The sequence below is a fragment of the Dickeya lacustris genome (assembly GCF_029635795.1).
In the GTDB taxonomy this organism is placed as follows: domain Bacteria; phylum Pseudomonadota; class Gammaproteobacteria; order Enterobacterales; family Enterobacteriaceae; genus Dickeya; species Dickeya lacustris.
In genome coordinates, this window is the sequence record NZ_CP114280.1 from 4,089,056 (window position 1) to 4,113,778 (window position 24,723).

At 40.7% G+C, this 24,723-nt stretch carries 12 protein-coding genes and 2 pseudogenes; 8 read left to right on the forward strand and 6 right to left on the reverse strand.

Annotated features, from left to right (window positions below; all coding sequences use genetic code 11):
* Positions 1 to 426: 426 nt before the first annotated feature.
* On the reverse strand, positions 427 to 912 hold the full coding sequence (locus O1Q98_RS18590; RefSeq protein WP_125258951.1) for a Dps family protein: 486 nt from the start codon (positions 910 to 912) through the stop codon (positions 427 to 429).
* Positions 913 to 1,590: 678 nt separating this feature from the next.
* On the opposite strand from O1Q98_RS18590, the gene fliD reads away from it, so the two are divergent.
* The 7 genes from fliD to O1Q98_RS18625 all read left to right on the forward strand — a co-directional run bounded on the left by fliD (position 1,591) and on the right by O1Q98_RS18625 (position 11,031).
* Entirely contained in the window at positions 1,591 to 3,036 is a 1,446-nt protein-coding gene (gene fliD, locus O1Q98_RS18595; RefSeq protein WP_125258952.1) for a flagellar filament capping protein FliD, read from the forward strand.
* An 87-nt stretch (positions 3,037 to 3,123) separates the two neighbouring features.
* The gene (gene fliS / locus O1Q98_RS18600) at positions 3,124 to 3,534 is read left to right on the forward strand and encodes a flagellar export chaperone FliS (RefSeq protein ID WP_125258953.1); all 411 of its coding nucleotides are present in this window, start codon (positions 3,124 to 3,126) and stop codon (positions 3,532 to 3,534) included.
* Positions 3,534 to 3,896: a flagellar protein FliT gene (gene fliT, locus O1Q98_RS18605; RefSeq protein ID WP_125258954.1), complete on the forward strand. Its 363-nt coding sequence runs from the start codon at positions 3,534 to 3,536 to the stop codon at positions 3,894 to 3,896. Before fliS ends, fliT begins: the two co-directional genes overlap by 1 nt.
* A gap of 312 nt (positions 3,897 to 4,208) precedes the next feature.
* Positions 4,209 to 7,610, forward strand: coding sequence for an O-linked N-acetylglucosamine transferase family protein (locus O1Q98_RS18610; protein WP_125258955.1), 3,402 nt, complete (start codon positions 4,209 to 4,211; stop codon positions 7,608 to 7,610).
* 125 nt (positions 7,611 to 7,735) lie between these two features.
* Positions 7,736 to 8,872, forward strand: a complete 1,137-nt coding sequence (locus tag O1Q98_RS18615; RefSeq protein WP_125258956.1) for a DegT/DnrJ/EryC1/StrS family aminotransferase — start codon at positions 7,736 to 7,738, stop codon at positions 8,870 to 8,872.
* Positions 8,869 to 9,522: an acetyltransferase gene (locus O1Q98_RS18620; RefSeq protein ID WP_125258957.1), complete on the forward strand. Its 654-nt coding sequence runs from the start codon at positions 8,869 to 8,871 to the stop codon at positions 9,520 to 9,522. Before O1Q98_RS18615 ends, O1Q98_RS18620 begins: the two co-directional genes overlap by 4 nt.
* Before the next feature lie 90 nt (positions 9,523 to 9,612).
* Positions 9,613 to 11,031, forward strand: a complete 1,419-nt coding sequence (locus O1Q98_RS18625) for a putative nucleotide-diphospho-sugar transferase (protein WP_125258958.1) — start codon at positions 9,613 to 9,615, stop codon at positions 11,029 to 11,031.
* Positions 11,032 to 11,151: 120 nt separating this feature from the next.
* Here O1Q98_RS18625 and O1Q98_RS18630 read toward each other — a convergent pair.
* The 5 genes and pseudogenes from O1Q98_RS18630 to avs3a all read right to left on the reverse strand — a co-directional run bounded on the left by O1Q98_RS18630 (position 11,152) and on the right by avs3a (position 23,435).
* Positions 11,152 to 12,259, reverse strand: a pseudogene (locus O1Q98_RS18630) (IS3-like element ISKpn20 family transposase).
* 130 nt (positions 12,260 to 12,389) lie between these two features.
* Positions 12,390 to 12,473 (reverse strand): annotated as a pseudogene (locus O1Q98_RS18635) (tyrosine-type recombinase/integrase); the annotation flags it as partial.
* A gap of 338 nt (positions 12,474 to 12,811) precedes the next feature.
* Positions 12,812 to 16,201: a VPA1262 family protein gene (locus tag O1Q98_RS18640; protein WP_125261324.1), complete on the reverse strand. Its 3,390-nt coding sequence runs from the start codon at positions 16,199 to 16,201 to the stop codon at positions 12,812 to 12,814.
* Between the two features lie 288 nt (positions 16,202 to 16,489).
* Complete coding sequence (gene avs3b, locus O1Q98_RS18645; RefSeq protein WP_125261323.1) at positions 16,490 to 17,215, reverse strand: AVAST type 3 anti-phage protein Avs3b; 726 nt, start codon at positions 17,213 to 17,215, stop codon at positions 16,490 to 16,492.
* A complete protein-coding gene (avs3a, locus tag O1Q98_RS18650; RefSeq protein WP_125261322.1) occupies positions 17,157 to 23,435 on the reverse strand; it encodes an AVAST type 3 anti-phage nuclease/ATPase Avs3a in 6,279 nt (2,092 codons plus the stop codon). Before avs3a ends, avs3b begins: the two co-directional genes overlap by 59 nt.
* A 230-nt stretch (positions 23,436 to 23,665) precedes the next feature.
* Here avs3a and O1Q98_RS18655 point away from each other — a divergent pair.
* A protein-coding gene (locus O1Q98_RS18655) for an IS5 family transposase (RefSeq protein WP_278142462.1) occupies positions 23,666 to 24,510 on the forward strand; the annotation gives its coding sequence in 2 pieces (ribosomal slippage) (positions 23,666 to 24,011 and positions 24,011 to 24,510; 846 coding nt in all).
* The last annotated feature ends 213 nt before the right edge of the window (positions 24,511 to 24,723 follow it).

Below are 24,723 nucleotides of genomic sequence, written 5' to 3' on the forward strand. Positions count from 1 at the left end.
TTACCATATATCTTTAGCCATAAAATAAGAAATATATTTAATATATTTCCTCGTTCGGATAAGTCTCAATTCTCTCAGAGGGAAGCGATGTTTTCGCTATGTTCTCACCCCGGCTGTTTGTATCAATTGCCGCGATTATAGAGACGGGAAATAAAAGTAAAACCGCAACGGGTTTTTTGTTGAGTATTGATTTAGTGAAAATATAAAAGAGTAAAAATAAAAACTTTGTTTGGTGTTTATTTAAACTTCGCGGTGGGATAATAAGTATTATGGTGTGTAAGTCTGTTACTGATGGCGCTAACTAGGTTATCAGCACCTGCAAGTTACATTGGATGAGAACAACAGGCGTTATTAGTGATGGAAACGTTAGTGGTGAAAGAGTAGCGGGGCCGGCTCTACTCCACAGAGAGAGCCGGAGCGTGAGGGTTATTTCAGATAAGCGTTAAACATCCAAATCTGTTTTTCTTGTTCCTTGATGTAGTCCGTCATCAGGGACGCCGTACCTTCATCGCTGGCTTCTGCAGCAAGTGGCAGGAGTTCTCGCTGTTGTTGCAGTAATATGGCGTAACCTGCCAGCAACCCTTCCAGTGTTTTTTTACCCTCAGTGGCATTTACATCTTCCTGAATGTCAGCGACCTTCAGGTAGTCGCTATAGGCATGCAGTGGCTGCCCGCCAAGCGCCAGAATGCGTTCTGCCAGTTCGTCAATCTTCAACAGTAACTCGTTGTAGATTTCCTCAAACTTCGCGTGCAATTCGAAAAATGCCGCGCCGGAAATATTCCAGTGATACCCGCGTACGTTCATATACAGAATCTGGTAGTTGGCCAACAATGTATTCAATTTGGCGGCAATCTTCTCAGATTGCTGTACATCCAGGCCAATCGGGCTTTTTTTCTTTTTACTGCCTGCCATATCGCGATCTCCTTTGTCTATGGGTGACACATCGATGCTGATGAGCCGTCCTCACATTACCTTGTTAAAGCGCGCGGATGTGCTGCCGGTAAACGACTCGCCGGTAAAGGGTGCTGACCCGCGTGACGGCACTTTCATCATAGGCTAATTTGCGCTCTTTTACTGCCATAGTGGATTTTTCTTATTGTTTGAAAATGATAGGAGACTGTGCAGGACATTACGCTTCGCAATATGTTGTTTAGGATGATGCCCAATACCTAAATAGCAGCAATAGCCGCGTGAAATCATGCCCCCATTTTTAGCGAACCTCTGTGCCATAGCAGAAAATGCATATTTTTTGTTAGTGTCGTTGGCATCGTGCTCACCATGCGTTGCTCTGGTATGTCTACCTTGCGTCATAAAAGACAGGTGTAGCAGTATCACCGTGCAGCTGTTTCGTCTAAGTAAAATCGAGAGAGCATTGGGTTGGCGTCGTTATTGTATGTCAATGTTTGGGCTGCGGTTGACACAAAAAACAGTTACGGTGCGTGCGCTAAAGCGATATCATCGGAAGAGGTGGCGGTGGTAGTGCGTTACCTTGGCTACGGGTAAACAGGCTGATTCCATCATTTTACGCTAAACTTTTTACTCGTCGTGCCGATAAGTGAGTTATCTTGCAAATTAGATGAAGGGTTCACCATGGCTACTCTCGTTAGTAATACCACGTCGCTCTTGGGGTTAAGCTTTGCAAATACGCTAAACGGCAGTAGCCTCAACCTGACGACGTTATTAACCAATTTACAGACATCAGAACAAGCTCGTTTAACGCCTTATACCAACAAGCAGAATACGTTGACTGCTCAGTCGCGCGGTCTTAGCGCGGTAGAGGCTGCCTTAAATAGCCTTAACACAGCAACAACGACGCTGAAAAATTTTAAAACTATTTCGTCCACTACAGTCAATAGCACCAATACCTCTTTCGGTGTAACTACAGACAGTTCCGCTGTTGCTGGTGTCTATAGCTTATCGGTTAGTAAATTGGCTCAGGCCCAGGCCCAAATATCCGGTGGGTTTAGTAGTGCGTCAACGGCTTTAGTCACTGGAGGTACATCCAGTACGTCGAGTGTTATTACTATCAATCAAGCCAGCCAGTCAAAACCACTCACCGTCACTTTGACTGATGATAAAACGTCGTTGAATGATATTCGTGATGCTATCAATAATGCTGGTGGCAGCGTTAGTGCAACTGTTGTTAATAACGGCTCACAAAGTTACCTGATGTTGACAGCGAAAGATACTGGTACGAAGTCTGCTATGAGTGTCTCTGTTTCTGGTGCGTTAGCAACGCCCTTGGGCTCATTCACTGAAAACGTTGCCGCACAGGACGCCGCATTCAAACTGAATGGTATGGATGTAACCAGCCAGAGCAACACCGTATCGACAGCAATATCTGGCGTTACATTGACTCTAAAATCCACATCATCAAGCGCCACCCCTGAAACTTTGACGATTGGTTCTGATACGTCCAGCACTAAGAAAGCGATACAAGACTGGGTGTCTGCTTATAACAATGTCTTAGATGTTATTAAAACGCAGACCAACTATTCAGCTCCATCGTCGACTGAAAAAGCAAGCGGTTCACAGTCATCAAGTAACGGTGCATTGATGGGTAATAGTACCGTTAGTCAGATACAGGCAAGATTGCAGGGGCAATTAACTAATGTACAAACAGGCAATGACTCCCTGAGAATTTTGGCCGATTTGGGAATTACTCAAGATCCATTGAATAATGGGAAATTGAAAGTAGATTCAGCCAAGCTTGATAGCGCACTAAAAACGAATTCCAGCGCTGTTGGTGCATTTTTTGCCGGTGATGGTTCTACTACGGGATTTGCTACACAGGCGTCAAAATATCTTGATAGTGTATTAAATACGACGAATGGTGTGTTGAAATCTGTCAAAGATGGTCTGGCATCCAGCCAAACATCGGTAGCTAATCAGATTCAGAAAATTAATGATAGCATTGATAACAATATGGCACGTTATCAAAAACAATTTGCCCAGCTGTCTTCGCTGATGTCAAAACTTAGTTCGCAGAATAACTACTTGACCCAACAATTCAAAACAAATAGCAGTTCAAGTTAATCTGAATATAGCAGGTTGAGTGTTTAAATATTAAGCGCTCTTCCTGTTTATTTTTCCATTGCTAGTCGAGTTGATTCATGTATGGTCATGTATAGAAAAAATGCGTCTCAGGCTTACTCTCAGATTGGTTTAGAGAGTGCTGTAATGAGTGCGAGCCCTCATCAATTAATTGTTATGTTGTTTGATGGCGCTAAAAGTGCGCTGGTAAGAGCTCGCATACTCATAGAGCAGGGAGATATTATTAATAAAGGAAACTCCCTGTCTAAAGCTATTGATATTATTAGCAATGGACTGCAGTTAGGTTTGGATATGCAGAACGGAGGGGAGTTGGCAGAGAATCTTTCTGACCTTTATGATTACATGATTCGTCGGCTCTTGTATGCAAACATTCATAATGATATCAATGCAATTGCAGAAGTTGAAGTTTTGCTTGATAATATTGCGGATGCGTGGAAAAAAATTGGTCCAGGCTATCAATCAACAACGGAAATGCGCTAATGGAAAATGTCTCTCCATTATTAACTGAGTATCAGGGGCTGCTTAAACTCATTCAGAGTATTAAGCTCATGGCGTTAAATGGGGCATGGGATGACGTTGTTGAGCAGGAGATTATCTATATTCAGGCAATAGAGAGAATCAGTCAGATATCTGCACCTGTCAATATGCCAAGTGTTATTCAGTTACAATTTAGGCAACTTCTTCAGGAGATTCTTGATACAGAAGCTCAGGTAAAAGAGTTGCTACAAAAAAGAATGGAAGAGTTGGCAATGCTGATTCAGCAAGGGCAGAATCAAAAAACTATCAATAATGCCTATGCTGAATTTTCGAATGATTTACTGGTTGGTAAATCAACACCCTAAACTATCATCGAGCCCGCCCGATATCAGGCGATTCGGGCCTTTCCTGGTTTTCCTCCACGGTATTGCATTTCTAATTTTTTATATATGAGCGGAAATTCTTTCCTCTGGTGAGCCTATACAGCTGAGAGGAAAGCGCATATTGTAAATTTTCTTCAACTACCCACTTTTAAATATTTTTCACTGAAGTCTCGCCTGTTAACTCCGAATGCGTAAATAAGAAACTGAATACTTCGATTATCGGTTGATTGTTCAATGATTTATTTATATATAATGGGTTTATTTTTAAGAGTGTAAAAGGAACGTTTTGTGATAATGTCAAATGTGCAGTCGTCAGATATTCCTGCAAAAAAAAACGTGATCAGCCCTCCAATTGTGCACACTGCTCCATATTATTTGCAGGCTATGGCTTATCTTTACGGCATAAAGTCTGCTGCACCTGAAACAGCCCGCATTTTAGAGATTGGGACACAAGATGGTGGTAATCTTTTTCCCTTTGCAATCGCAAATCCGAAATCCCATTCACTAGGTATTGATATTGATACAGATAAAATTGAGAAAGGTAATGCACTGATAAGAAAGTTAAATATCAATAATATTGAGTTATTTTCATTAGATCTTGACTCTCTTCTATCTAGTGAACCAGGAGATTTTGATTATATTATTGTTCATGGTGTTTTTAGCCTCTTGGGTGGAGAGGTTCGTGATAATTTGTTGCAGTTCTGTAAAAAACATCTAACACCTGATGGGTTGATTTGCTATGGATATAATACGTTTCCCGGGTGGAAAACAGGTGAGGTATTACGTGATGCTATTCAATTACATAGTAGTTTAGCTAGTGATGAAAAAACGGCACAAGAAAGTGCACGGGCTATGCTAACCTATTTATCACTAGGAATGTCATCAGGTAATACGCAGTATGCATCTTTAAATGAATTAATTGGTCAGGCTGAAAAATTATCAGACACTGAGTTAGCCTTATATTATATGCAAGGTTTTAATCAACCTTGTTATTTTGTTGATTTCTATGCTCAAGCTAATAATGCAGGTTTAGCTTATGTCGGCGATGCGAAAGCGTATACCGAGTTGGCTGAGCATTATGGTAATAATGTATCACAATTACATAAAACAATATGCCCTGAAAATAAAAACTATCTCCGCCAGCAATATTTAGATTTTGCAGTAAATCGATCTCAACGATTTAGTATTCTAGTCAGCAAGGATAGAGAGGATAGTATTTATCCTGAGCCTGATTTAAATAAATTGGCAACCCTAAATTGGGCTGGTAATTTCAGGCGAGTAATGACAGATGATGGTAAGGCGTTAAATGTCCATAAATCAGGTCATGATGAAACTATCACTACAGATAGTGACCTTGTTTTAGGTATATTAGATTTGTTGGGTGATGCCTGGCCAAATAGCCTGAGTGTTGATCAAATAGCGTTTAATACTAGCTTGCCAGAGAAAGTAAATGCTGAACATAAAAAAAATGTAATAGATGCACTGACTAGCCTATTTATTAAAGGGCTGTCTTGTCTTTATCCTCATGTGGGTAACTGTGTTTATCGTCGCAGCAAACAAAAATCTCTTAGTGTACTACCCGGAATTGTAGATGGTGAACTTTCTTTCAATCTTTGGCATGACACTATCTTATTAGATGAAGATGACTATAAAATTCTAAAAGAACCTGACTTCCTGATTAAAGAAAGAGAGGCTTCTTTCTACCAAAAATTATTTGATTTACGTAATAAGGGTGTATTTTTTGGCACAACTAAAGCATGGCGAGATTTTTATCAGAAAGCCGTTAAGAATGCGTTAATTAGTCAAATCGGTAATTATATACAGCCTATTACTCTGTATACGACAGATATCAGTATGGGGGGGTTTTGGAGCGAAAAGATAACTGCACCTAAACTGAACTCCATATTAGCCAAATCACAGATTAGTAGGAAAGTATATGAAGAAATCGATAAACTTACTGATTTGGGATTTTTTGATGAAGCTCGAAACAAAGCAAGAGAGGTTATAAAGGCCCATCCTGAAAGTGCCCATGTTTGGTATCCATTTGTTAATACATTTGTTAAAACTAAGGATTTTCATGGTGCAATAGAAATTATTGCAAGAGCAATTTCACTTAATCCATTTAACTGGGGATATTATGTTGATTTGGTGATTTGTTTTTGGAAGGTGGATCAGTTATATCATGGATTAAGGCTCATCCGAAGGGTTTTGCGATGTGATGATAATCGTGCATTAGCGTGGGATACGTTGGCATTATTATTAAATATTTTTGGAGATATTCCTACAGCGTTTATATGTATGGAGAAAGCTTTGGCGATAGAGCCTAATAATTCTAATTTTATTAGTCATATGGGGTCTATTGCTCATAACTTGGGTAGTAAGGATGGAATAAAATTCCATAGGAAGACTGTAGAGTTAATGCCAGAAGCATTCCATTTACATAGTAATTTGTTGTTTGCATTATCTCATGATATAAGTGTTACAGCTAAGTCATTATTTGATGAGCATCTTGCTTATGGTAGGAGAGTCCATAACTTAATTGATACTTATAAGCTAAAATTTAATCATGGAAATGCTATAGAACCTAATCGTCGTCTTCGTATTGGGTTCGTGTCAGGTGATCTTGGAGAGCATCCAGTAACTAATTTTATCAGGCCTATTTGGGATGAATTGGATAAAGAAACATTCTCTATTTTTGCTTATTCATGCTTCAAAAGGAATGGTTCAGAAAAACTAAAAATGGTTACAGATAAATGGCACGATGTCGATATGATGAGTGATGTCGAGTTAGCAAAGCTAATTAATAATGATGAGATAGATATTCTTATCGATTTATCTGGGCATACTGCATATAACCGTCTACCTGTTTTTGCCTTAAAACCAGCACCAATTCAAATGAGTTGGATCGGTTATCCTGGAACTACAGGTCTTCCTGAGGTCGATTATTATGTTATTAATACAAATATGGATCTGCCTGATTCCTTACATGCACAGTTCATTGAAAATTTGATTTTTTTACCGTTTGTAAAAATGTTTGAACCATCTGAGCTGAGTCCTGATGTAAATGAATTGCCTCTCTTATCGAATAAATATATTACTTTTGGCTCACTAAATCGCCCTCAAAAAATTAATGATGAAATGCTAAAGGTTTGGGCCGAAATATTATGTTCGGTACCTAATTCTAAAATGTTAATCGGGTATATGCCAGGGCAAGAATTAATTGACATTTTTAAAGAAAAAATGAATCAATGGGGCGTTAGTAGCGATCGCCTAGATTTTCGCATAAAAACAGGTATAAAAGACTACCTTAAAATGCATCATGAGATTGATATGTTGCTGGATACCTTTCCTTATACTGGAGGTACAACGACAAATCATGCATTATGGATGGGTGTTCCGACCCTCACGTTGATTGGAGAGACGCTGTGTACAATGCAAGGGCTATTCTCTGCCAGTGGTTTAGGCGTGGATGATTTTGCTGCGTATTCAATAGAAGAATATAAAGAAAAAGCTATTAAATTCAGTAATGACCCAGAGAGACTGTCTGAGGTTCGTCGTAGCTTGCGTACCAAGATCTCTAATGGAATAGTAACGGGTGTCAGCCAATCATTCTTTTTCGAAAAAATGCTAACGAAAGTATGGGAGATTTATTGCAAAGGTGAAATTGCACATAGTTTTTCTATAGAGAAATTATGACTATTTATCAAATAGTAAAAATGAAAACAATTTCATGCTCCGATATTAATTATTAGTTGAATAAGTACGGCAGCATGAGATTGTAAAAACGTTTACTCAATGTTTCTTGTATGCTAAGGGGTAATATGAAAGATAAAATATTTGTTACAAGGCCATTAATTCCCCCGTTATCAGAGTTTACTCCATACCTGGAAAAAATATGGTCCAATCAAATTTTAACGAATAGTGGACCATTCCATGATATGTTAGAGAGTGAATTAGCTAATTATCTTGGTGTTAAGTATGTTAGTTTATTCAATAATGGAACACTAGCATTATTGACTGCTCTTCAGGCATTAAAAGTCACGGGAGAGGTTATCACAACCCCTTATTCTTTTGTTGCGACCTCTCATTCTCTTTTATGGAATGGGCTTACACCTGTATTTGTGGATATCGATCCTAATTCATGCAATATTGATGTAAATAAAATTGAAAATGCAATCACACCTGCAACTTCAGCAATATTACCTGTACATTGTTACGGTATTCCATGTGATGTTGAGGGAATACAGAGGGTAGCAGATAATTATGGTGTTAAAGTCATTTATGATGCCGCTCATGCTTTTGGTGTTAAGATTGATAATCAAAGCATATTGAATTATGGCGATCTATCAATACTTAGTTTTCATGCAACAAAAGTTTTCAATACGATTGAGGGTGGCGCAATAATCTCTCATGATCTTAAAACTAAGAAACGTATTGATCATTTGAAGAACTTCGGTTTTGTTGATGAGACGACTGTTGTTGCTGCTGGTATAAATTCAAAAATGAATGAGGTTCAGGCCGCCTTTGGTTTGTTACAGCTGAAATATATAGATAATGCTCTTGAGTTGAGAAAAAAACTCTATGAAAGATACGTTCTATTATTATCTAAGCTACCAACAGTCAAGGTAATTAAAGATATAAATAATTTTGAATGGAATTATGCCTATTTTCCTGTCTTTTTTGAGATTAAAACACCTAGTCTAAGGGATTTTGTTTATGAGGAAATGAAAAAAAGCGATATCTTTACGCGAAGATATTTCTTCCCATTAATCAGTTCCTTTCCTATGTATAGAGGACTAAATAGCGCGAATGAGAACAATCTACCTGTTGCAACTCGCGTGTCTCATCAAGTCTTGTGTTTACCTATGTATGCGGATTTATCTTATGATGAACAGGATGGTATTATCGAAGCTCTTCTAAATGCTATGAGTAAGTATCAAGATCTGGAGGAAGCATGAAATTAGGTATATATGGCGCAGGTGGATTAGGAAGGGAGGCCTTGTTATTAGCTCAATGTATAAACGATGTGAATAAACGATGGGATGAGATATTTTTTATTGATGATATAAATTATGATCGTATCCTTAATGGCCATCGTGTTTTCTCATCTACGACGATTCCTCATGATATATCCTTTACTGCTGAGATAGTTATAGCAGTTGGTGAACCAATACTAAGAGAAAAATTTAAAAATAACATAAGCCATCTATCTATTCCTTTAGCCACGCTAATTCATCCTTCAGTTTTTGTTCCCGAGAATACTGTGATAAAAGAAGGATGCATTATTAATGAAGGCGTTTTTTTATCCTGTGACGTATACATAGGTGCTAATGTTTGTATACAACAAATGTCAAGAATTTCACATGACTGCAGTATACACGAAAATACAGTTCTTGCTTCAGGTGTATGTTTAGCCGGTGGATGTAATGTAGGGAAAAGAGTCTTTATTGGTATGGGAGTTATGGTTAGGGAAAGACGAAAAATAGGCGATTTTAGTGTAATAGGTATGGGATCCGTGGTAGTAAGTGATCTGCCTGATAAGATTATTGCTTTTGGCAGTCCGGCAAGGGTTGTGAAGGAAAATGATGTGAGTATTTTCGATTCCTAATGACTTTATCGATTATGCATGTTGTTTAAACTGGCTAATTCATCGTCTTTCTAACTGATTTTTATATAAAAGAATAATTTGAGGGTTTAAATGTCAAAATATGATTCTATCAAATTAGCTCATCAATACTATAGAGATGTATTTACAAAGGAATTTATTCTCGGGGATGTTGGTGACTTACCTCGTGAAATTATCTTTGATGTTCTCATAAAGAGGGAAATAAATACTTATGAGTTAAATAAAAAATTGTTGAAGGTTGATACCCATCTTCCACCTGATGATGAGAAAAAGCTTTTTTTGATGCTAAATGCTATAGCTATGTCAAATTTAGCGTTAAATGATAAATGGGGTGGTAAAAATGTACGATTACCGGATGAATATATCAATATGATAATTGGGTGTATTGATGATATTATCCATCTTGGAATGAATGTTGAGTATCTTGTCGTTTCTATTCAATTACTGTTCCGTATAGGGGCAATAGAGCATGCTGTTAACTTAATCGAGAATAATTTCTCTATATTAGACGAAATACCTTCTATATATAACTTACTTCTGACAATATGTATTTTTGAAAAAGACTATGCTGCTGCCATTCCATTGGTTCAAAAAATCACGAAGCAACCAGAGTTATTAGGTCAAGATATTCTTATCATGATGATGATACTCACTACTATTTTTAAAAATGGTGGTTATCCTGATAGTTATATTGATTTCACATCTATTTTAAACAAAAAAACCTTACTGCCATTGAATTATTACTCGTGGGTTTTAGATGCGAGGGAATCGAATAATAAACCAACAATCGTTATTGCGTGTGATAATAGATATTATTTTGAACATGCAATATCCCTTCTCTATTCTATTTATGAAAATAACAAGCATGAATTTAATGTTCATTTCCATGTTTATAATATAAGTAATCAGGTTTTTATTGATATAGAGAAAAAGAAAAATAGATTCTTAGAGTTAAATATATCATGCTCTACAGAATCATTTGATGATTCGAAAGATTGTAATGTTCATTATGCTTCTCGTCGATTCGTTTTTGCAAATCATATGCTTTCTAAAGTTAGTGGTGATGTGCTAATCCTTGACGCAGATTCACTTGTGCGTAATCCATGGTCTATGATAAATGCGTCTGTGAGTAAAGATGCTGATATTATTATTACTAAAGATGAGGCGTCTCCCTTCTGGGAAGATATTTGTGCTGGGTTTGTGTATTTAAGGAATACGAGTAAAAGTAAATCATTTATAAAAAAGGTTGCTTGTTTTATATGGAATAATATAGAGCAAGGTAATACTAACTGGTTTTTAGATCAAGTTGCGCTATCAGCTGTCTTTGATAAAGATAAAAATAGTATTCATGCTCATAGAATAGAACTTTCATTATTGTTTGATATCAATCATCGAGAAAACTCTTTCATGTGGACAATAACAAGTGTAAAGGATGGTAAAACCAGGTTCCATGATTACAAAGTATTTTTAAATAATAAATATGCAATTTGATTTTTTATTTGATAAAAATACAAGGTGATCTATCAAATACATTGACCAGATCTGATTCAGTCGTTCCGGTATCGCTAATGGTACCGGATTACATACGATAATTCGGTAATCCCCCCATTTTTAACCGGGCAGATAAGTAGAATCAGATAAGCGCTGAATATGCTGCATTGGTGTGAAGCCATTCAGTGCCATATTCGGTCGTTCGTGATTATAGAACCATTGCCATTGTGTGGCGTATTCCTGTAACTCACTCAGCGAATAAAACAGATAGTGCCCCAGCCAGTCATAACGCACTGTCCGGTTATAACGCTCAATATACGCATTCTGTTGTGGCTTCCCCGGCTGAATAAAATTGAGGATGATATTTTGTCGTTCAGCCCATACTATCAGAGTGTTACCTGCATATTCTGGTCCGTTGTCACATCGAATCGATGCCGGTTTCCCTTTCCATTCAATCAGTTGTTCGAGAGTTCTGACTACCCGACTGGCCGGAAGGGAAAAATCGACCTCTATTGCCAGGGCCTCGCGATTGAAATCATCAATAATATTCAGCAGACGAACGGAGCGACCATCTGACAACTGATCATGCATAAAATCCATTGACCAACTCTCGTTACTGCCAGTGGGGACCCTCAGTGGTTCCGGCTTTTCACGTTTCAACCGTTTTTTAGGTTTTATCCGCATATTCAGCGACAGTTCGCAGTAAATCCGGTAAATTCTCTTGTGGTTCCAGACAAAGCCTTTCACGTTGCGCAGATACAGGTAACACAGGCCGAAGCCCCAGTTTCGCTGGCTGTCCGTGATGCGCACCAGCCAGTCAGCAATCCGTTGATTTTCCTGACTCAGTAAGCGCCTGTATCGGTAGCAACATTCGCTGACGACAAAGAGCTGACAGGCCAGACGGATACTGATCCCCGGTGTTCAACTGCATGCAGAGCCATCTGCTTCCGGTCTGATGGCTTCACCACTTTTTTGCCATCGCTTCCTGAATAATTTCGGCCTTCAGACGCTCTTCAGCATACATTTTTTTTAGTCGGCGATTTTCTTCTTCAAGCTCTTTCAGTCGGCTCATCAGTGCAGCATCCATCCCGCCAAACTTTGAGCGCCATTTATAAAAACTGGCACTGCTGATGCCATGCTCCCGGCACAGTTCAGGAACCGGCGTACCCGCCTCAGCCTGTTTGAGAATGGTGATGATCTGACTGTCAGTAAAACGTGATCGTTTCATAGAAATCCCCCTGCATTCAGGTTAGGAGAAAATTCTACTTATGCATGCACTGGTTTTTCGGGGGGATTACCAGAGCATCTTTTATATATCGATATTATGAAAATTGGTAGTTTCGGCTGTGGGGGCAGTCCAGGTGCATGCCAAAGCCATCAGTAAGCTTATATTCCTTCTCAAGAGATTTGGCATTTTTTACTTTGGAATCAGTTAGAGACATGATTTGCCCCTTTGAGTTGTTGGTATAAGTAAAATCGAACCAGAGATACCAACAATTTTACCCACAAAAGTCGTGGGCAGTAGCGTTTTTGGGTGAGCGAGGGTGAACCTAAAGAAGGGGATAACCGATTGATAAAAAGCAAAAAAGCAGACGTCAGTGAACGTCTGCTTTCTTTAAATTGGCTCCTCTGACTGGGATCGCCTTTGCCAGTAACTGGCTAATATTTAAGCTAACTCTCAATTCCCTTTCTGTCAAGACCACCAGAATGACCACCTAAAATGATAGGTATTACGTTGTTGATTATCATCCTGCAATTTATGGAAATCGAATGATCGCTTCTACCTCTTGTTTATGATATTGCTAACTACACCCAAAAGAAGATGACTACGGAGTTGCTCAGGATCGCCCATTGCGTACTTTATCAATTCATCATTATACAGAACGTCCCGATAATTTTGTGATAGGCGGTCAATCAGGGAATTGCATTCGTCCTGTATTGATATTATGACATTTTCAACCTTGGGCACTTTTGAGAATAGTTGCAACCGACTGGTCAATGCAAAAATCCACAAATTTATAAAATGTGAGTAACTATAAATTCTCCAGTCCACCTGAGCTGCAATAGGCTTTCTGATATTACGAGCCATTTTATCAGCTATTATCTTGATGTTATTAACAATTATCAACTGATCTATTCCGCTTAAGCAACTGAAAAGAATCACCAACTCATCAGTGAAAGCACCTTCACGTTTCATGTTGAAAAATATATGCTGGTCACCGCCTTCGGGTTTCCATTGTACAACCAGGTCTTCCAGCCACTGGAAGGCTATCTGGTTTGGATTAACTACCCCTTGTTCAAGCATTGGAACAAGCATTGCCTCCAAAATCCATGCTGTCATATGATGCAACCTTCCAGAATGGCCGCGAACAGGCTCGAGCAGTTCACGAAATTCCTGATCCGCTAATGGTTGCTGAATTAACGTTCCCAAGTGTTTAACGAGCGCTTCGCGACTATCTGATTGAAAATAATTCGCCTCATTAATCAGCCAACAAAGGATGTAGAGTTTTTCCTTGGTGCTGAAACAATCTAATTTGTCAAAATGTTGTATTGCATCATCGTTATTCTTTATTTGGTTGCTCAGAAAATGCAGGCCAATCCATTGTAAAATAGGGGTGCCACTTGATATAAGTGCGTTTACGGATTCCTGACGATTCCCGTGATATAGGTCAACACATATATGGCGGAGGGCTGTCGTGATAAGGTCATACAGGCGAACTTGAGATTTAGCCCACTTAACATTACCATGTGACCATGAGTTGATTTGTTCAGAAAGCCACCTGACAAACCTAACTGGTGCTTTCATCCACATTAGTGTAATTGCGTAATAATCTCCGTACAGGTAACTCCCGGGAGAATAACTAAAAATTCGCTCCGGTGGACCGCCATCTTTGAGCCAAAAGTGAAGATCTTTATCAAGGTATTGGTCATAGTCTATGAGTAACTTTGAGTGCTTCCTGTGATCAAGATGTACTTGCCTGTTAGCGTCAAGATATTGAACAAGTTTGTCCTCTACGGATGACAGTAACGGTCTATTACCCATTCGGTACAATTCACCTGCAGGTAAATTTGCCAGAACCTTACCAAAAGCATCCCAATTACAGTTGAATGGTTCTAGATCAAACCCCGTTTCCCAGAAGCGTGAAGGAATGTCGCCAAATATCTGCTCATTGAGTTTATCATCTTTGTACAAATCCAGTTTTCCAGCCGTCTCTCTAAGCTTATCTCCGTACAATCCCTTCATCTCAGGAAGATTTAACCACCAAGAAAAAACATCACCACTGTGCTTAAAATCAAATGGTGTTAAATACTTGAAATTAGTTTTTCCGGGATTAATGTCATGATCCCGTGAATCGAAAATCACTTTCCCGATTTTTGATTCTTCTGTCGTATATAGTGATGATTCAATCAGGTCATCCATATAGCTGAAAACATCTGGCAGTACATCTCCAGGAATAGATGTTACCAGCAATGGATTATTTTCATTTGCCAGTTGTATAGAGTTTGAGACATGGTAACCCACTACAGGGAGACCTTGAGGAGAACGAACAAGAATCATTCGATCATGTATTTTTTCTGCGGGCAGTGCAACAACACGCAGATGCACGTTACCGAAAGAAGAATTTCCCCATTCTTGGCATTTCTGAATTAGATTTTGAATACGATCTTGCGCGGCTTTACAGTCTGTAATTTGTTGGGAGGTTTCATTAATTTGTTTACTAACATCGACCTGTATTGTGGTATTGATTTTCTGCAAATTGGTAGAACTTTGTGGCTTTTCGGAAGTAAAAATTAAATAGTCCCCGTTTTTCGTCCCCATACGATTGAGTAATTCTATACCCACATCCTCCATGTACGGATCAAACCAGGCAATTTGTGCTGTGGGATATGCATCAAAAGTCTTGCGGAGCCACGCCACCAGTTCCAGACGGCTCATGCCTCTGCTATCGGAAAGTTTAGGAAAGAATTGAGATTCTGATTTTTTCGGAAGCAAACGAGTCAGAGACCTTGCAACAGTATAATTAAGATCAACCCATGGGTCGTCCCGATAATTACCATAAACGTGCCGTGAACGTATGGTTGAACGACTTATCTCCCATGCACTTTCAAGTCTGTGTCGTTCCCCTTTGGGAACCTGTTTTGCCAGCCAGTCAGTTTTATCTCCGGTTCTGATTGATTGATATACATTTAAATTCATATTCATGCTGCGATTAAATTTATGTCCATCTAAAACACACATAAATGCTTCGTCGGTATCATCTGGTTGTGCCAAGATTTCAAGAGTATAGGCGGTAGCTGTTTGCTTTTTAAATGAGTCCACATCAAATCGCTTCGTTATAGGGTAGGTTTCGTTTTTGTCTATGGTCGTTACATGCGTCGATTGCAGGCAATCGCCACTAAAGGATTTAATGATTACAAGAAGCTTAGCTGGAAAGTGTGTAAGTGATTCAAAAAGTGTCAGTGAAGTAAGCTCACCTTTAGTTTTAAAAGAAATTCGAGAGGCTTCTTTACGATTGAGCGCTGGTGCACAAAGGAATTCAAAATCACCAAAACGCCATGCGTCATATTCAGCAAATGCCATACCGGTATCGGCATCAATTGAATCGCAGGCAATTCTTGCTACACGAGCAGCATTCTTACTGTCGAAACTCTCAAACAGAGATGCTTTACTTACTGAGGAGATGGCCCCACTGTCGTAGCTGGCATATGAACTGGGACTGAGTTTTTTTGTCACGGATTTGAAATAATCACGTGTCGGTAAATGCATCACGGGCCGAACGCATGTGTCTGGTTTAAAAGTGACGAACTTAAAAAGTTTAATAATTTTCTCATCGGCATCGATGTTTGCAGCGATGCTGGCATCGTGGATCGTTGAACCTTTAATCAAGCTCTCAGCAAAGAGTTTCAGAGAACTAGCTGAAATATAAACAGTAAATGGGAGAACGCGAACGGAATCTTGTTCTGACAATTTTGTCATTTTACCCTTAACATTACCTCTCCATTGGCTACCAATAAAATCTGCTGGAAGCGCACGGCCATAAAGCCATTTAACCTGTGTCTCCTCAGCACTCTTGAACTCCATGAGCCAAATCTGGAGAGCGCAGGCTTGCTTGTCCGCTCCAAATATGTCATAAAAACGTGGATCTAATATTAAATTATCAAAATTCATAGTTCCCTCAGAAGATTAGTGAAGTAGACAACTTTTTAGTGATAATGCGTCAGTTGTATGCCAGTTTTAGTTCAATGCATTTTTTTGATATTTCCATTTTCTCAGTCATTAGCCGGTACTATTTCAGTATCGGACTATTCAGGAATTCATGAGGTTGAGCACTTTTGTATTCCGTCAATCAGCGTTTCATGATCCCCCAAAGCCTAATTCAGCGACCAGAAAAGATAAAAAGTAAGGTTGTTAAATTGTTGCCTTACTAAACCGTACTAATTATTAAAGTGAGTAATGTCATAGGATTGTATCATCCTCTGTTTGCTCATCTTCAATTGCTGGTAGGGCCTCAAGTTGTGATTTGAGTTGTTCGTCTAACTGAGTGGCCAATGAAAGAAATGCGGCAAGATTTTTTTGTCGTTTTTCCAGAACTCGCCGTTGCGCACTGCTGGGATGAGTTGTGTTTGCTGGGTTCCCACGTAATTGAAAAATACGAAATTCAATTAGATCAATGTCGTCGTCTAATCCAGCTTTTTGTGCCAGTTCCACCCATTCTTGAGATTTATCAATAGAATTTTCTGCGGCTAAAGAGAGGCAATAATCAATCAGGATTTTTGAAGACGAATCGATATTTTCGGCCACTTTTAACCATTTCTGAGTTTCCGTAGATTCCTTTTCTCTATTCGTTAGCCCTGGGTGGGGAAAGAAGTATCTCGGCTGTTGGTTTTCAGGATCAAGACTTTCTAAAGCCCTTAGGATGGGTTCTAGCTCTTTAAATGGCTTATTGCCAAATGGTAATTCGTAGCGGTTAGCCCAGAAGGCCCAAACTGAGCCCCTGATCTCCAACTGTTTCGCGATGCGCACAGTTTCATTCGTGGTATTTTCTGCGTCGTAAATCAGTTCTGCAATATGGTGAGCCATCCAACGGCCTAACGTATCAGCAGAATTGTTTAACTCAAGTTCTTCAACCAGCTTTTTCCCCAGTTGTATAATTGCCGTGTAGCGTTCGGAAGATTCCGTCATGTTTAACGAGGAAGATTCTGGTACTTGAGGGGATATTCTCGAGCTCATTTTCATTACTCCGCCCATATCTGTCGCTCCGCGAGTAGCGATTTACATCAACCTCTATAATGAGATCCATGTTTAATGTAGCTAACACGTTTTTGATAAAATCCACCGAGGCGCAAAGTTTGTGACCACTTGGTTTTTCGTCTTCATTTTTTTCTGCTAGGTTACCCCAGATACTGGAGATCATTTCTGGTTCGGTGCTATGAGTGGTATGCCATACTCGCTGGTCTTTATCTGTAGTTAATTTCATGGCTTCAACGATAAACGGCGCTGGCTTAGGTAACGGGAATGTTACATCACCAGCCCATGGGTCGTGTTTATCAATGCCTTTATATTCACTGATGTCTTTAATCCATCCCTTTAATTGATAGGACATATGATCAATTTCCATATCCTCACCAGCACTGGGAATTTTATAGTCATATACATTTTCGGCAGTTTGTAGTGCCCGGAGTAAAGAGAATGATCTTTCAGGTGAAACTAAGGCCGTATAAACGGAAACTGATTCTCTTCGATCCGTACGGTTCTCTGACCAGTGCCCCCATACGGTTAGCAATCCAGCTGCGGGACTTAATGCTTTGTCAAAAATGTTTTCTGAAATTGATCCCAGCCATTCATTGAGATTACCAGAAGTATCATTAATCCAGCTTGGTCTGATCTCGGGTTGCGGATCTCGCCGATCAGCGAGCCAACGGCCATCGCGGCGTGAAATATCATGTCTTTTGAGCCAATCCTGAAAAACATCTTCTACTTCGTCGTAACGACGATCAACCAGAGGTTTAGTCGCTAGTAGCTTTCCAGCGCACATGAACATTGCATGATAGTGGAGATAAAAGTGGTAATCATCAACACGTGGATAGGAGCCATGGCTGTGATGATTATCTCTGTCTTGATAGTAGCGTCGTTTATTACGCTCATCTTCTTTCCAGTTACGGCTTCCTTTGAAACCAAAGTCATTGCGAATAATACGTAACATTTCAGGTTCAAGCTGTTTTTGAGATACTCCAAAACAGCGGCCTAAAGGTTTCAGCCAATATGGGCCAAAATCGATACCAAAAGTGTACGAATCTTCGCCTATTAGGCTTTCAGATTGGCTCACTGTAGGGTCATATGTTGACTGGTTTATGTTGCAAAGTTTGTCCCTTTCTTGATTGGTTATAGATATCAACCTGGCTTCACTAAGTGCGAGCAGGGTTCTGGCGGCAAAAAGACGGATTAATACATGTGGCTGTTCACTTTTGGCATAGCGATAAAAATAATCGGTGTAGGGTATCAATGCTTTTCCGTCATCTTGTGCGGCACGTGCAACAGCAATTAATAACCATAATTGAGCGTGAAGGGTATAGAAGGGAAGATTACGATCGCAAAAAGGCTGCGTCGAGTAATTTTCTGCATGTTGAAATATTCCTTGAAGCACTTCGGAACGTTCTAGTCGACAAAGCATAAGAACTGCATGGGCGGCTTCCCAGCGAACGGTTGATTCTGGCGACGCTAGCCTGGCCCATATATACCCCGCAAGAGAATCCTCTATCTGAGTTGGGGGAACTAATGTAGGTCCCCATGGGCCATCACCATCTTCCTCTTTCAATACTTCATTGAATAAGTCCAGTCCATAAGACAGAACATTTAATGCTTCTTCTGGGGTCAATCTATTAACCAATAGCCCGACAAGGCTAAACAACTGTCGTGAATCTGATGGTTCTGGTGATTCAGATGTCGCATTTAGAACAATACTGATTAACTCATCTTCATTGAGCCCGGAAAGTTCGCTGGCAACCTTAAAAGGGAACACTTCGTAGTAGCGATGCTTTCTAATAAGCATGCCGAACCGCTGGCAGTAACTTTTGGTTACTGAAGCAATAGCTGTTTTTATGCTTAACCGGGTTGTCCATTCCTCAGGGATGGATTCAAGAAAAGTCCCGAAGCTATAAAGGCTGATCTCAGATAAGTTACCAAAAGCGTTAATAAAGTCTTTTTCTTTGCCAAAACTAATACGAGTTATCGCCTCTTGAATAAATAACTCGGTTGAATAGAGATCAGGTTCATGACGGAAGTTTTGGTATGCGATAGAAATCCCTTCCGATGTGGATAAATCACACATGTTAAAAACTCTTTGCCATGCTGCTTTAGCTTTTTCGTCAATTTCGGTGGCGTGGTCGCTTGTTGATTCCAAATCTGATCTGGACTGATCTTCATCTGAAATGTATATATTAAGAACAGTGGGATCTATTCCGATGGATAAAGCAATGGTTTTAATTCGTGCTAATTTTTCTGAACGAGGTGAGGTGAACTGGATGTAATTATAAATCCATTGAAAAAGCGTTTGTCTGTCCTGATCATTTTTACATAAAGGCAAAGCAGCCATCAACAACTTATCTTCGTCCCACGCTTCCCGGAAAGGGATTAATGCTATTGCATCAAGTGGATTGATTTTATTTTTCTTTACTAGTTGTTCTATCGTTAGCGCCAGTATATTTCGGTGATCACCAAACGTACGATCTCGCCAACGGCTAATGATGGCCAGAGTGGAAGATGGGCATAATTCAGACAACGCTTTGATCGTATCATTCCATGCAAAATGTTTATCACGATCAACATATTCTCGAGTGACTTCGGCACAGCGTGAAAATTTATAGGCAATTTCTGGTGATGCTATGTTTTTGTCGGCAATGTATTCTGCCAGATCAAGTAATGCTCCCCATCGTTCCAGATTTTCATCACCGAGTTTATTGGTGACCTCAATAGCGAGGTTAAAATATTCTTGAGCTTCTGACTTATCGAGTAAAATAAGCGATCTAGCTATATCGATATAGTTCTCAGCCTTGGTTTGTGCGTCAGTGTGGTCATCCTTCCACAAAGATAGTGCCTGTTGCGTGAAGATAAATGAAAATTTTTCAAGCCCAATTATCTGCGAGCAAAGACGGGAAAATCTGTGCAATGTCGGTGTAAAGACCCGATTGTCTTTATGCTGATACCATGCAATGATTTCTTCGATATCAGTACAGCTAATATTTCCGACTTCAGATAAAATATCGAACCAGATATTAACTATTTCATCACTGCTAGAGGAATGTTCCGAGTATGAATAACCTTTTATTTCTGCTGATAACTTTTTTGCATCAGCGAGTTGATTCTCTAACTCAGCCTTGGGTACTTTCCCTAAAAAAGCTTTAGCCCATAAGTTATACCAAGGAATTAACACACCACTATGTTGCTTTAGTTCGCGAAGCTCCTGTGATTCACTATACTTTTTTTCAGCATTAATTTCTTCAATGATCTTATCAGATGCAATATCGTTCAAGCTTAATAGTGAATTGCTTAATACAGCGCGCAGTGCATACATTCGTATATATTGCACACGTTCTTTACTGTACTCAGAGGACAGGGTATTAGGAGGGGATTGGGGTAGATAGCGGTTTAAAAGAGTTACAGCTTCTTCAGCATTACAAATATTAAGCTGCAACGCCATTTCAGTTATGTTCGTTATTGCCGCTATTGTTTGATTATCATACGAGTATCTGATTTTAATGTGAAGATGAGAACTAGCCAATAAACGGTAGCCTCTCTTAATAGATTGCTCAGGTAATTGATAATGGAATTTTCTAGCAATCAGCACAATCGCCAAAATTAATCCAAGATCATTTCCTGCCGCAATCGCTAACTGGTTCAGGTCAGTATAACGGCCGTGATCCAGTAATTGTTTAGCAATGATTATGCCAGCATCGAAAGATAATTCTCGAGGTCGCCATTGGCGAAGGCTTCTTGCTGCTTCATCTGCCCCATGAATATTAAGATAGGCGATCGCCATAACCGCTCTATCCTGAGCGGTTACGTTTTCTCTGCTGCGTTCAGCATCATTTAGTGAACTCCAATTATCTAACCATTCCAAAGCGATACGCAGTCGGCTACGGGCGTCACCAGAGAGCTCAGGAAATTCCGATAAAAGTGCAGAGTTATAGACGTTTTGTGACCCAACCCAACCAGTATCAGAGAAGGCACGGCGTGAGATAAGCTCCTGGACACTGTGGCTGTCCATAAATTTTGCGGTCAGATCTAGATTATCCTGCAATAATTTTCGCTGCCTGCTGTCGCCAGCACTTTCTCCACCTGCTTTGAGCGCAAGTTTTGCAGCATCCTGATATTTCTCAAGGCGTAACGCTGCTTTCAGGGCAAACTGCAGTCTTTGAAATTCAACATCACGACGTTCGATAGGACTCGTTTCTGGCAACCCTTGTGATGTCATTGCCAGAGTGACGAGTTCCGAAAATTGCCCAGCCTCAAGCATTAACGGTGGTAATACTGACGCAGCATAGGCACTGTTTTTTGTTAACGGCGTCAGTCGGGCAATAAACTGACGAAGCTCTTTTTCTTTAGGGCGATATCGTTCCTGAAACCAAGTTTCAGCGGGTTCATCAAAGAACTGGATAGTATCCCCATTGACGATCAACGGCCGCCCAAGATCCAACGCAAAACTTTTTATTGCGGATTCATCAATTTCGGCGATGGCAGACAAAATAGAGATGGGAATGAGTGGGCGAAGTACCGCCAGTGCTGCACAAATAAAATCGATCTGCGTACGTTCTGTATGCCCAGTAGCATCTTTCAACTGGCCGATGGCGGCTTCGAGTACTTCTCCGATAGTATTTTCCACCGTTTTGGGATTAGGACCTAATAATCTCAATGTTTCTGGCAGTGATAAACGTCGCGAAAGTGACAATGCCTGAACTCTGGGGTTATGAGAGCTCAGTCTATGGAATTCATCCACATCCTGCTCATTTGCATCCGGGAATATTCCACGCAGGTGTGCGGCAGTTTCGTTACGGTCGAAAGGTTGTAACGTCAGGCTGGGCGTGCCGGTGCGTGGATCAAGCAGGCTCTGCCTATGTGGTCTGCATAGTGCAACAAGACAAACTCCTGCGGGAATATTCTCTCTGAGTAGATCTCTTATAAATGAACGTGACTCGTTGATTTCGTCTGCAGCCATTTGTGCATTATCTGCGGCATCAACAATAATGCACAATATTGCCTCAGGATGTGACGCTCGAAGCGTGGAAATTCCCTGAGAAATACGATGCATAAATGCACGCATATAGTGAGAAATGTCAGTACTGGCGTTCGGAATTAAAGGATGGCATAGGCCATGTGAGGCTATCTCATTGGCAATCTGCACTAACGCGGTTCGGTGGTGATGACGATAGGCCGAAGCATTACGATATTGTCCATTACCAAAGCAGTCATACAGAATACTGACTGACCCCTCAGGCAGGTGTTGATGAATGCGGGTTGAGAAAATTGATTTGCCGACACCTGCGTCGGCATGAACGATGATAGGTGAGTCCATAGACTCAACAATATTTTTGACTAGTGAAATCTCTTGTATTCGAGGTATCACATTTTCAATTTTCTCTATCAGGCAAGGTGCGGGGAACAGATCTGTTTCGTCTACCCCTAACGCACGTAAAACATCCATTCTGGTAATCGCTGGATCTGATGCACTTTCTGATAGCGCCTTCCGGGTAATAAGTTCTTTTAGATTCAGCGGGGCTTGGGTGTCAAGGTCAGGGAGATATCCGTTAGATTCTCTCAGGAGAATATTTCGCTGTTCCCAGTAACCATCCTGTCGTTCTTCAATGTGAAGCATTTGGCAAAAGGACACCAACCTTTGATCTTCCAGACCTGTGAATTTTTTTAGTTTAGCAAGGTCGTCTGGATGGCGAGGAGGGCGTTGATTTGCCATATCTGTAATTGCTTCACTGAAACTCGTACTGACAGGGCGGTTAGTGACAAACCATAATTCAAGCTTAGTATGCAAGGATTCAGCAGGAAATCGCTGCAAAAGTTCTTTATACCGTTTAGCGAATCCTTCTATCGTTTTCTGTAATCCGCTGGGGGGCCATGCAGTTTCAGCATGTAATGTTGAATGCTTCAATTGCATATATCTGACAGTAGTAGCTTGCTCGAACTCATTACTGCCATAGTATTCGGCAATATCAATGATCTCTTCGCCTTCCTCCACCGATGGTTGTGATCCCATTTCCGCTGTCGAAGCACCTTCAATGGTAATTGCAGTTAAAGACGCTTTAGGGTCTAACAATCGGAGGGCTCGGCGGGCAGCCCAAAGATAGTGAAATTGATCTCCATCCCTACTGGCTCGAACAAGCAAGCTGTCTGACATTGAAATTGTCCTTAGATTCAGATAGGCCTTCTTGATTATAACCCCTTACATTTTAAGTGACTATCTGCACGATGGAGTTGATGTGAAATAGAGCTGAGCGGCGTAAACGCTCCCGTCTTAATCGGCACGGATGACCATTTATCTACGTTTATCACGAAGAACTAGGGTGTGTCCCGTAACTGTTTTTTGTACAATCAGGGACATGATTTCATCACAAGAAGTGCTTTAATTTGGCTCGTTATGATTTTCCCGATGACGCTTGGGCGCTGATTTCTCCCATGCTGCCGCCTGAAAGAGGCTCTTCCCGAGGCGGGCGTCCTTACTTTGCGCACAGACATGTCATGAATGGCATATTTTGGGTGCTTTGCTCTGGCGCGCCGTGGCGGGATTTACCTGAGCGTTATGGTCAATGGAAAACCATTTACAACCGCTTCAATCGGTGGTCTAAAGCCGGAATAATGAACAGCATTTTCAATAAATTACTCCAGATTCTGGATGAAAAAGCGCTGATTGACTGGGATGTTATCGCGCTGGATGGCAGTAACGTTCGCGCCCTGAAAGCGGCCGCTGGTGCGAAAAAAAACATCCCGATGAATGCGAGGACCATGGGCTGGGTCGCTCTCGCGGCGGCTTTGGCACCAAAATCCATCTGGCGACAGATGGCACAGGATTACCGCTGAGTTTTTGCCTGAGCGGTGGACAGGCCCACGAAAGCCGATACGCGGAAACGTTGCTCAACCGGGTCTGGATTATCCGAAAAGGCGGGCACCTGAAATCACGTCCGAAAGCGGTGCTGGCGGATAAGGGTTATTCAGGTAAAAACCTTCGCATTCATTTGAAAATGAAAGGAATAAAAGCGGTTATTCCGTTTAAATCGAATGAGAAGGCCAGTCGGGACGGACGTCGTCCCCTCGACACGCGCCTGTACAAAAAACGCAATGTCGTGGAGCGTTGCTTTGCGATACTCAAAGAAAATCGCCGTATTGCCACCCGCTCGGAAAAAACCGCCAGAAACTACCTGAGTATGCTAAAACTGGGAGCGATCAGGTTATTTTTGAAGCGGTTGTTAAGTTAAGGGACACGGCCTAAAATCATTCGCCCAAACCCCAAACCCCAAACCCAAACCCAAACCCAAACCCAAACCCAAACCCAAACCCATTTCACCGCTGCGGCCTAAGGGGCGCTACGCCCGACTATGCTGGGTCAGTTTTTTCTCCCGTGTTCTTTTTCGTTCCCGTATCGGCTTCCGGTTAATCGTTTCCCAGCACAACCCGTCCCGCAAGGGTAA

Coding starts and splice junctions, on each gene's coding strand:
- O1Q98_RS18625 (WP_125258958.1), top strand. CDS start 9,613: ATGTCAAAATATGATTCTATCAAATTAGCTCATCAATACTATAGAGAT.
- O1Q98_RS18620 (WP_125258957.1), top strand. CDS start 8,869: ATGAAATTAGGTATATATGGCGCAGGTGGATTAGGAAGGGAGGCCTTG.
- O1Q98_RS18610 (WP_125258955.1), top strand. CDS start 4,209: ATGTCAAATGTGCAGTCGTCAGATATTCCTGCAAAAAAAAACGTGATC.
- avs3b (WP_125261323.1), bottom strand. CDS start 17,215: ATGACGGAATCTTCCGAACGCTACACGGCAATTATACAACTGGGGAAA.
- O1Q98_RS18640 (WP_125261324.1), bottom strand. CDS start 16,201: ATGAATTTTGATAATTTAATATTAGATCCACGTTTTTATGACATATTT.
- fliT (WP_125258954.1), top strand. CDS start 3,534: ATGGAAAATGTCTCTCCATTATTAACTGAGTATCAGGGGCTGCTTAAA.
- O1Q98_RS18590 (WP_125258951.1), bottom strand. CDS start 912: ATGGCAGGCAGTAAAAAGAAAAAAAGCCCGATTGGCCTGGATGTACAG.
- fliS (WP_125258953.1), top strand. CDS start 3,124: ATGTATAGAAAAAATGCGTCTCAGGCTTACTCTCAGATTGGTTTAGAG.
- O1Q98_RS18615 (WP_125258956.1), top strand. CDS start 7,736: ATGAAAGATAAAATATTTGTTACAAGGCCATTAATTCCCCCGTTATCA.
- fliD (WP_125258952.1), top strand. CDS start 1,591: ATGGCTACTCTCGTTAGTAATACCACGTCGCTCTTGGGGTTAAGCTTT.
- avs3a (WP_125261322.1), bottom strand. CDS start 23,435: ATGTCAGACAGCTTGCTTGTTCGAGCCAGTAGGGATGGAGATCAATTT.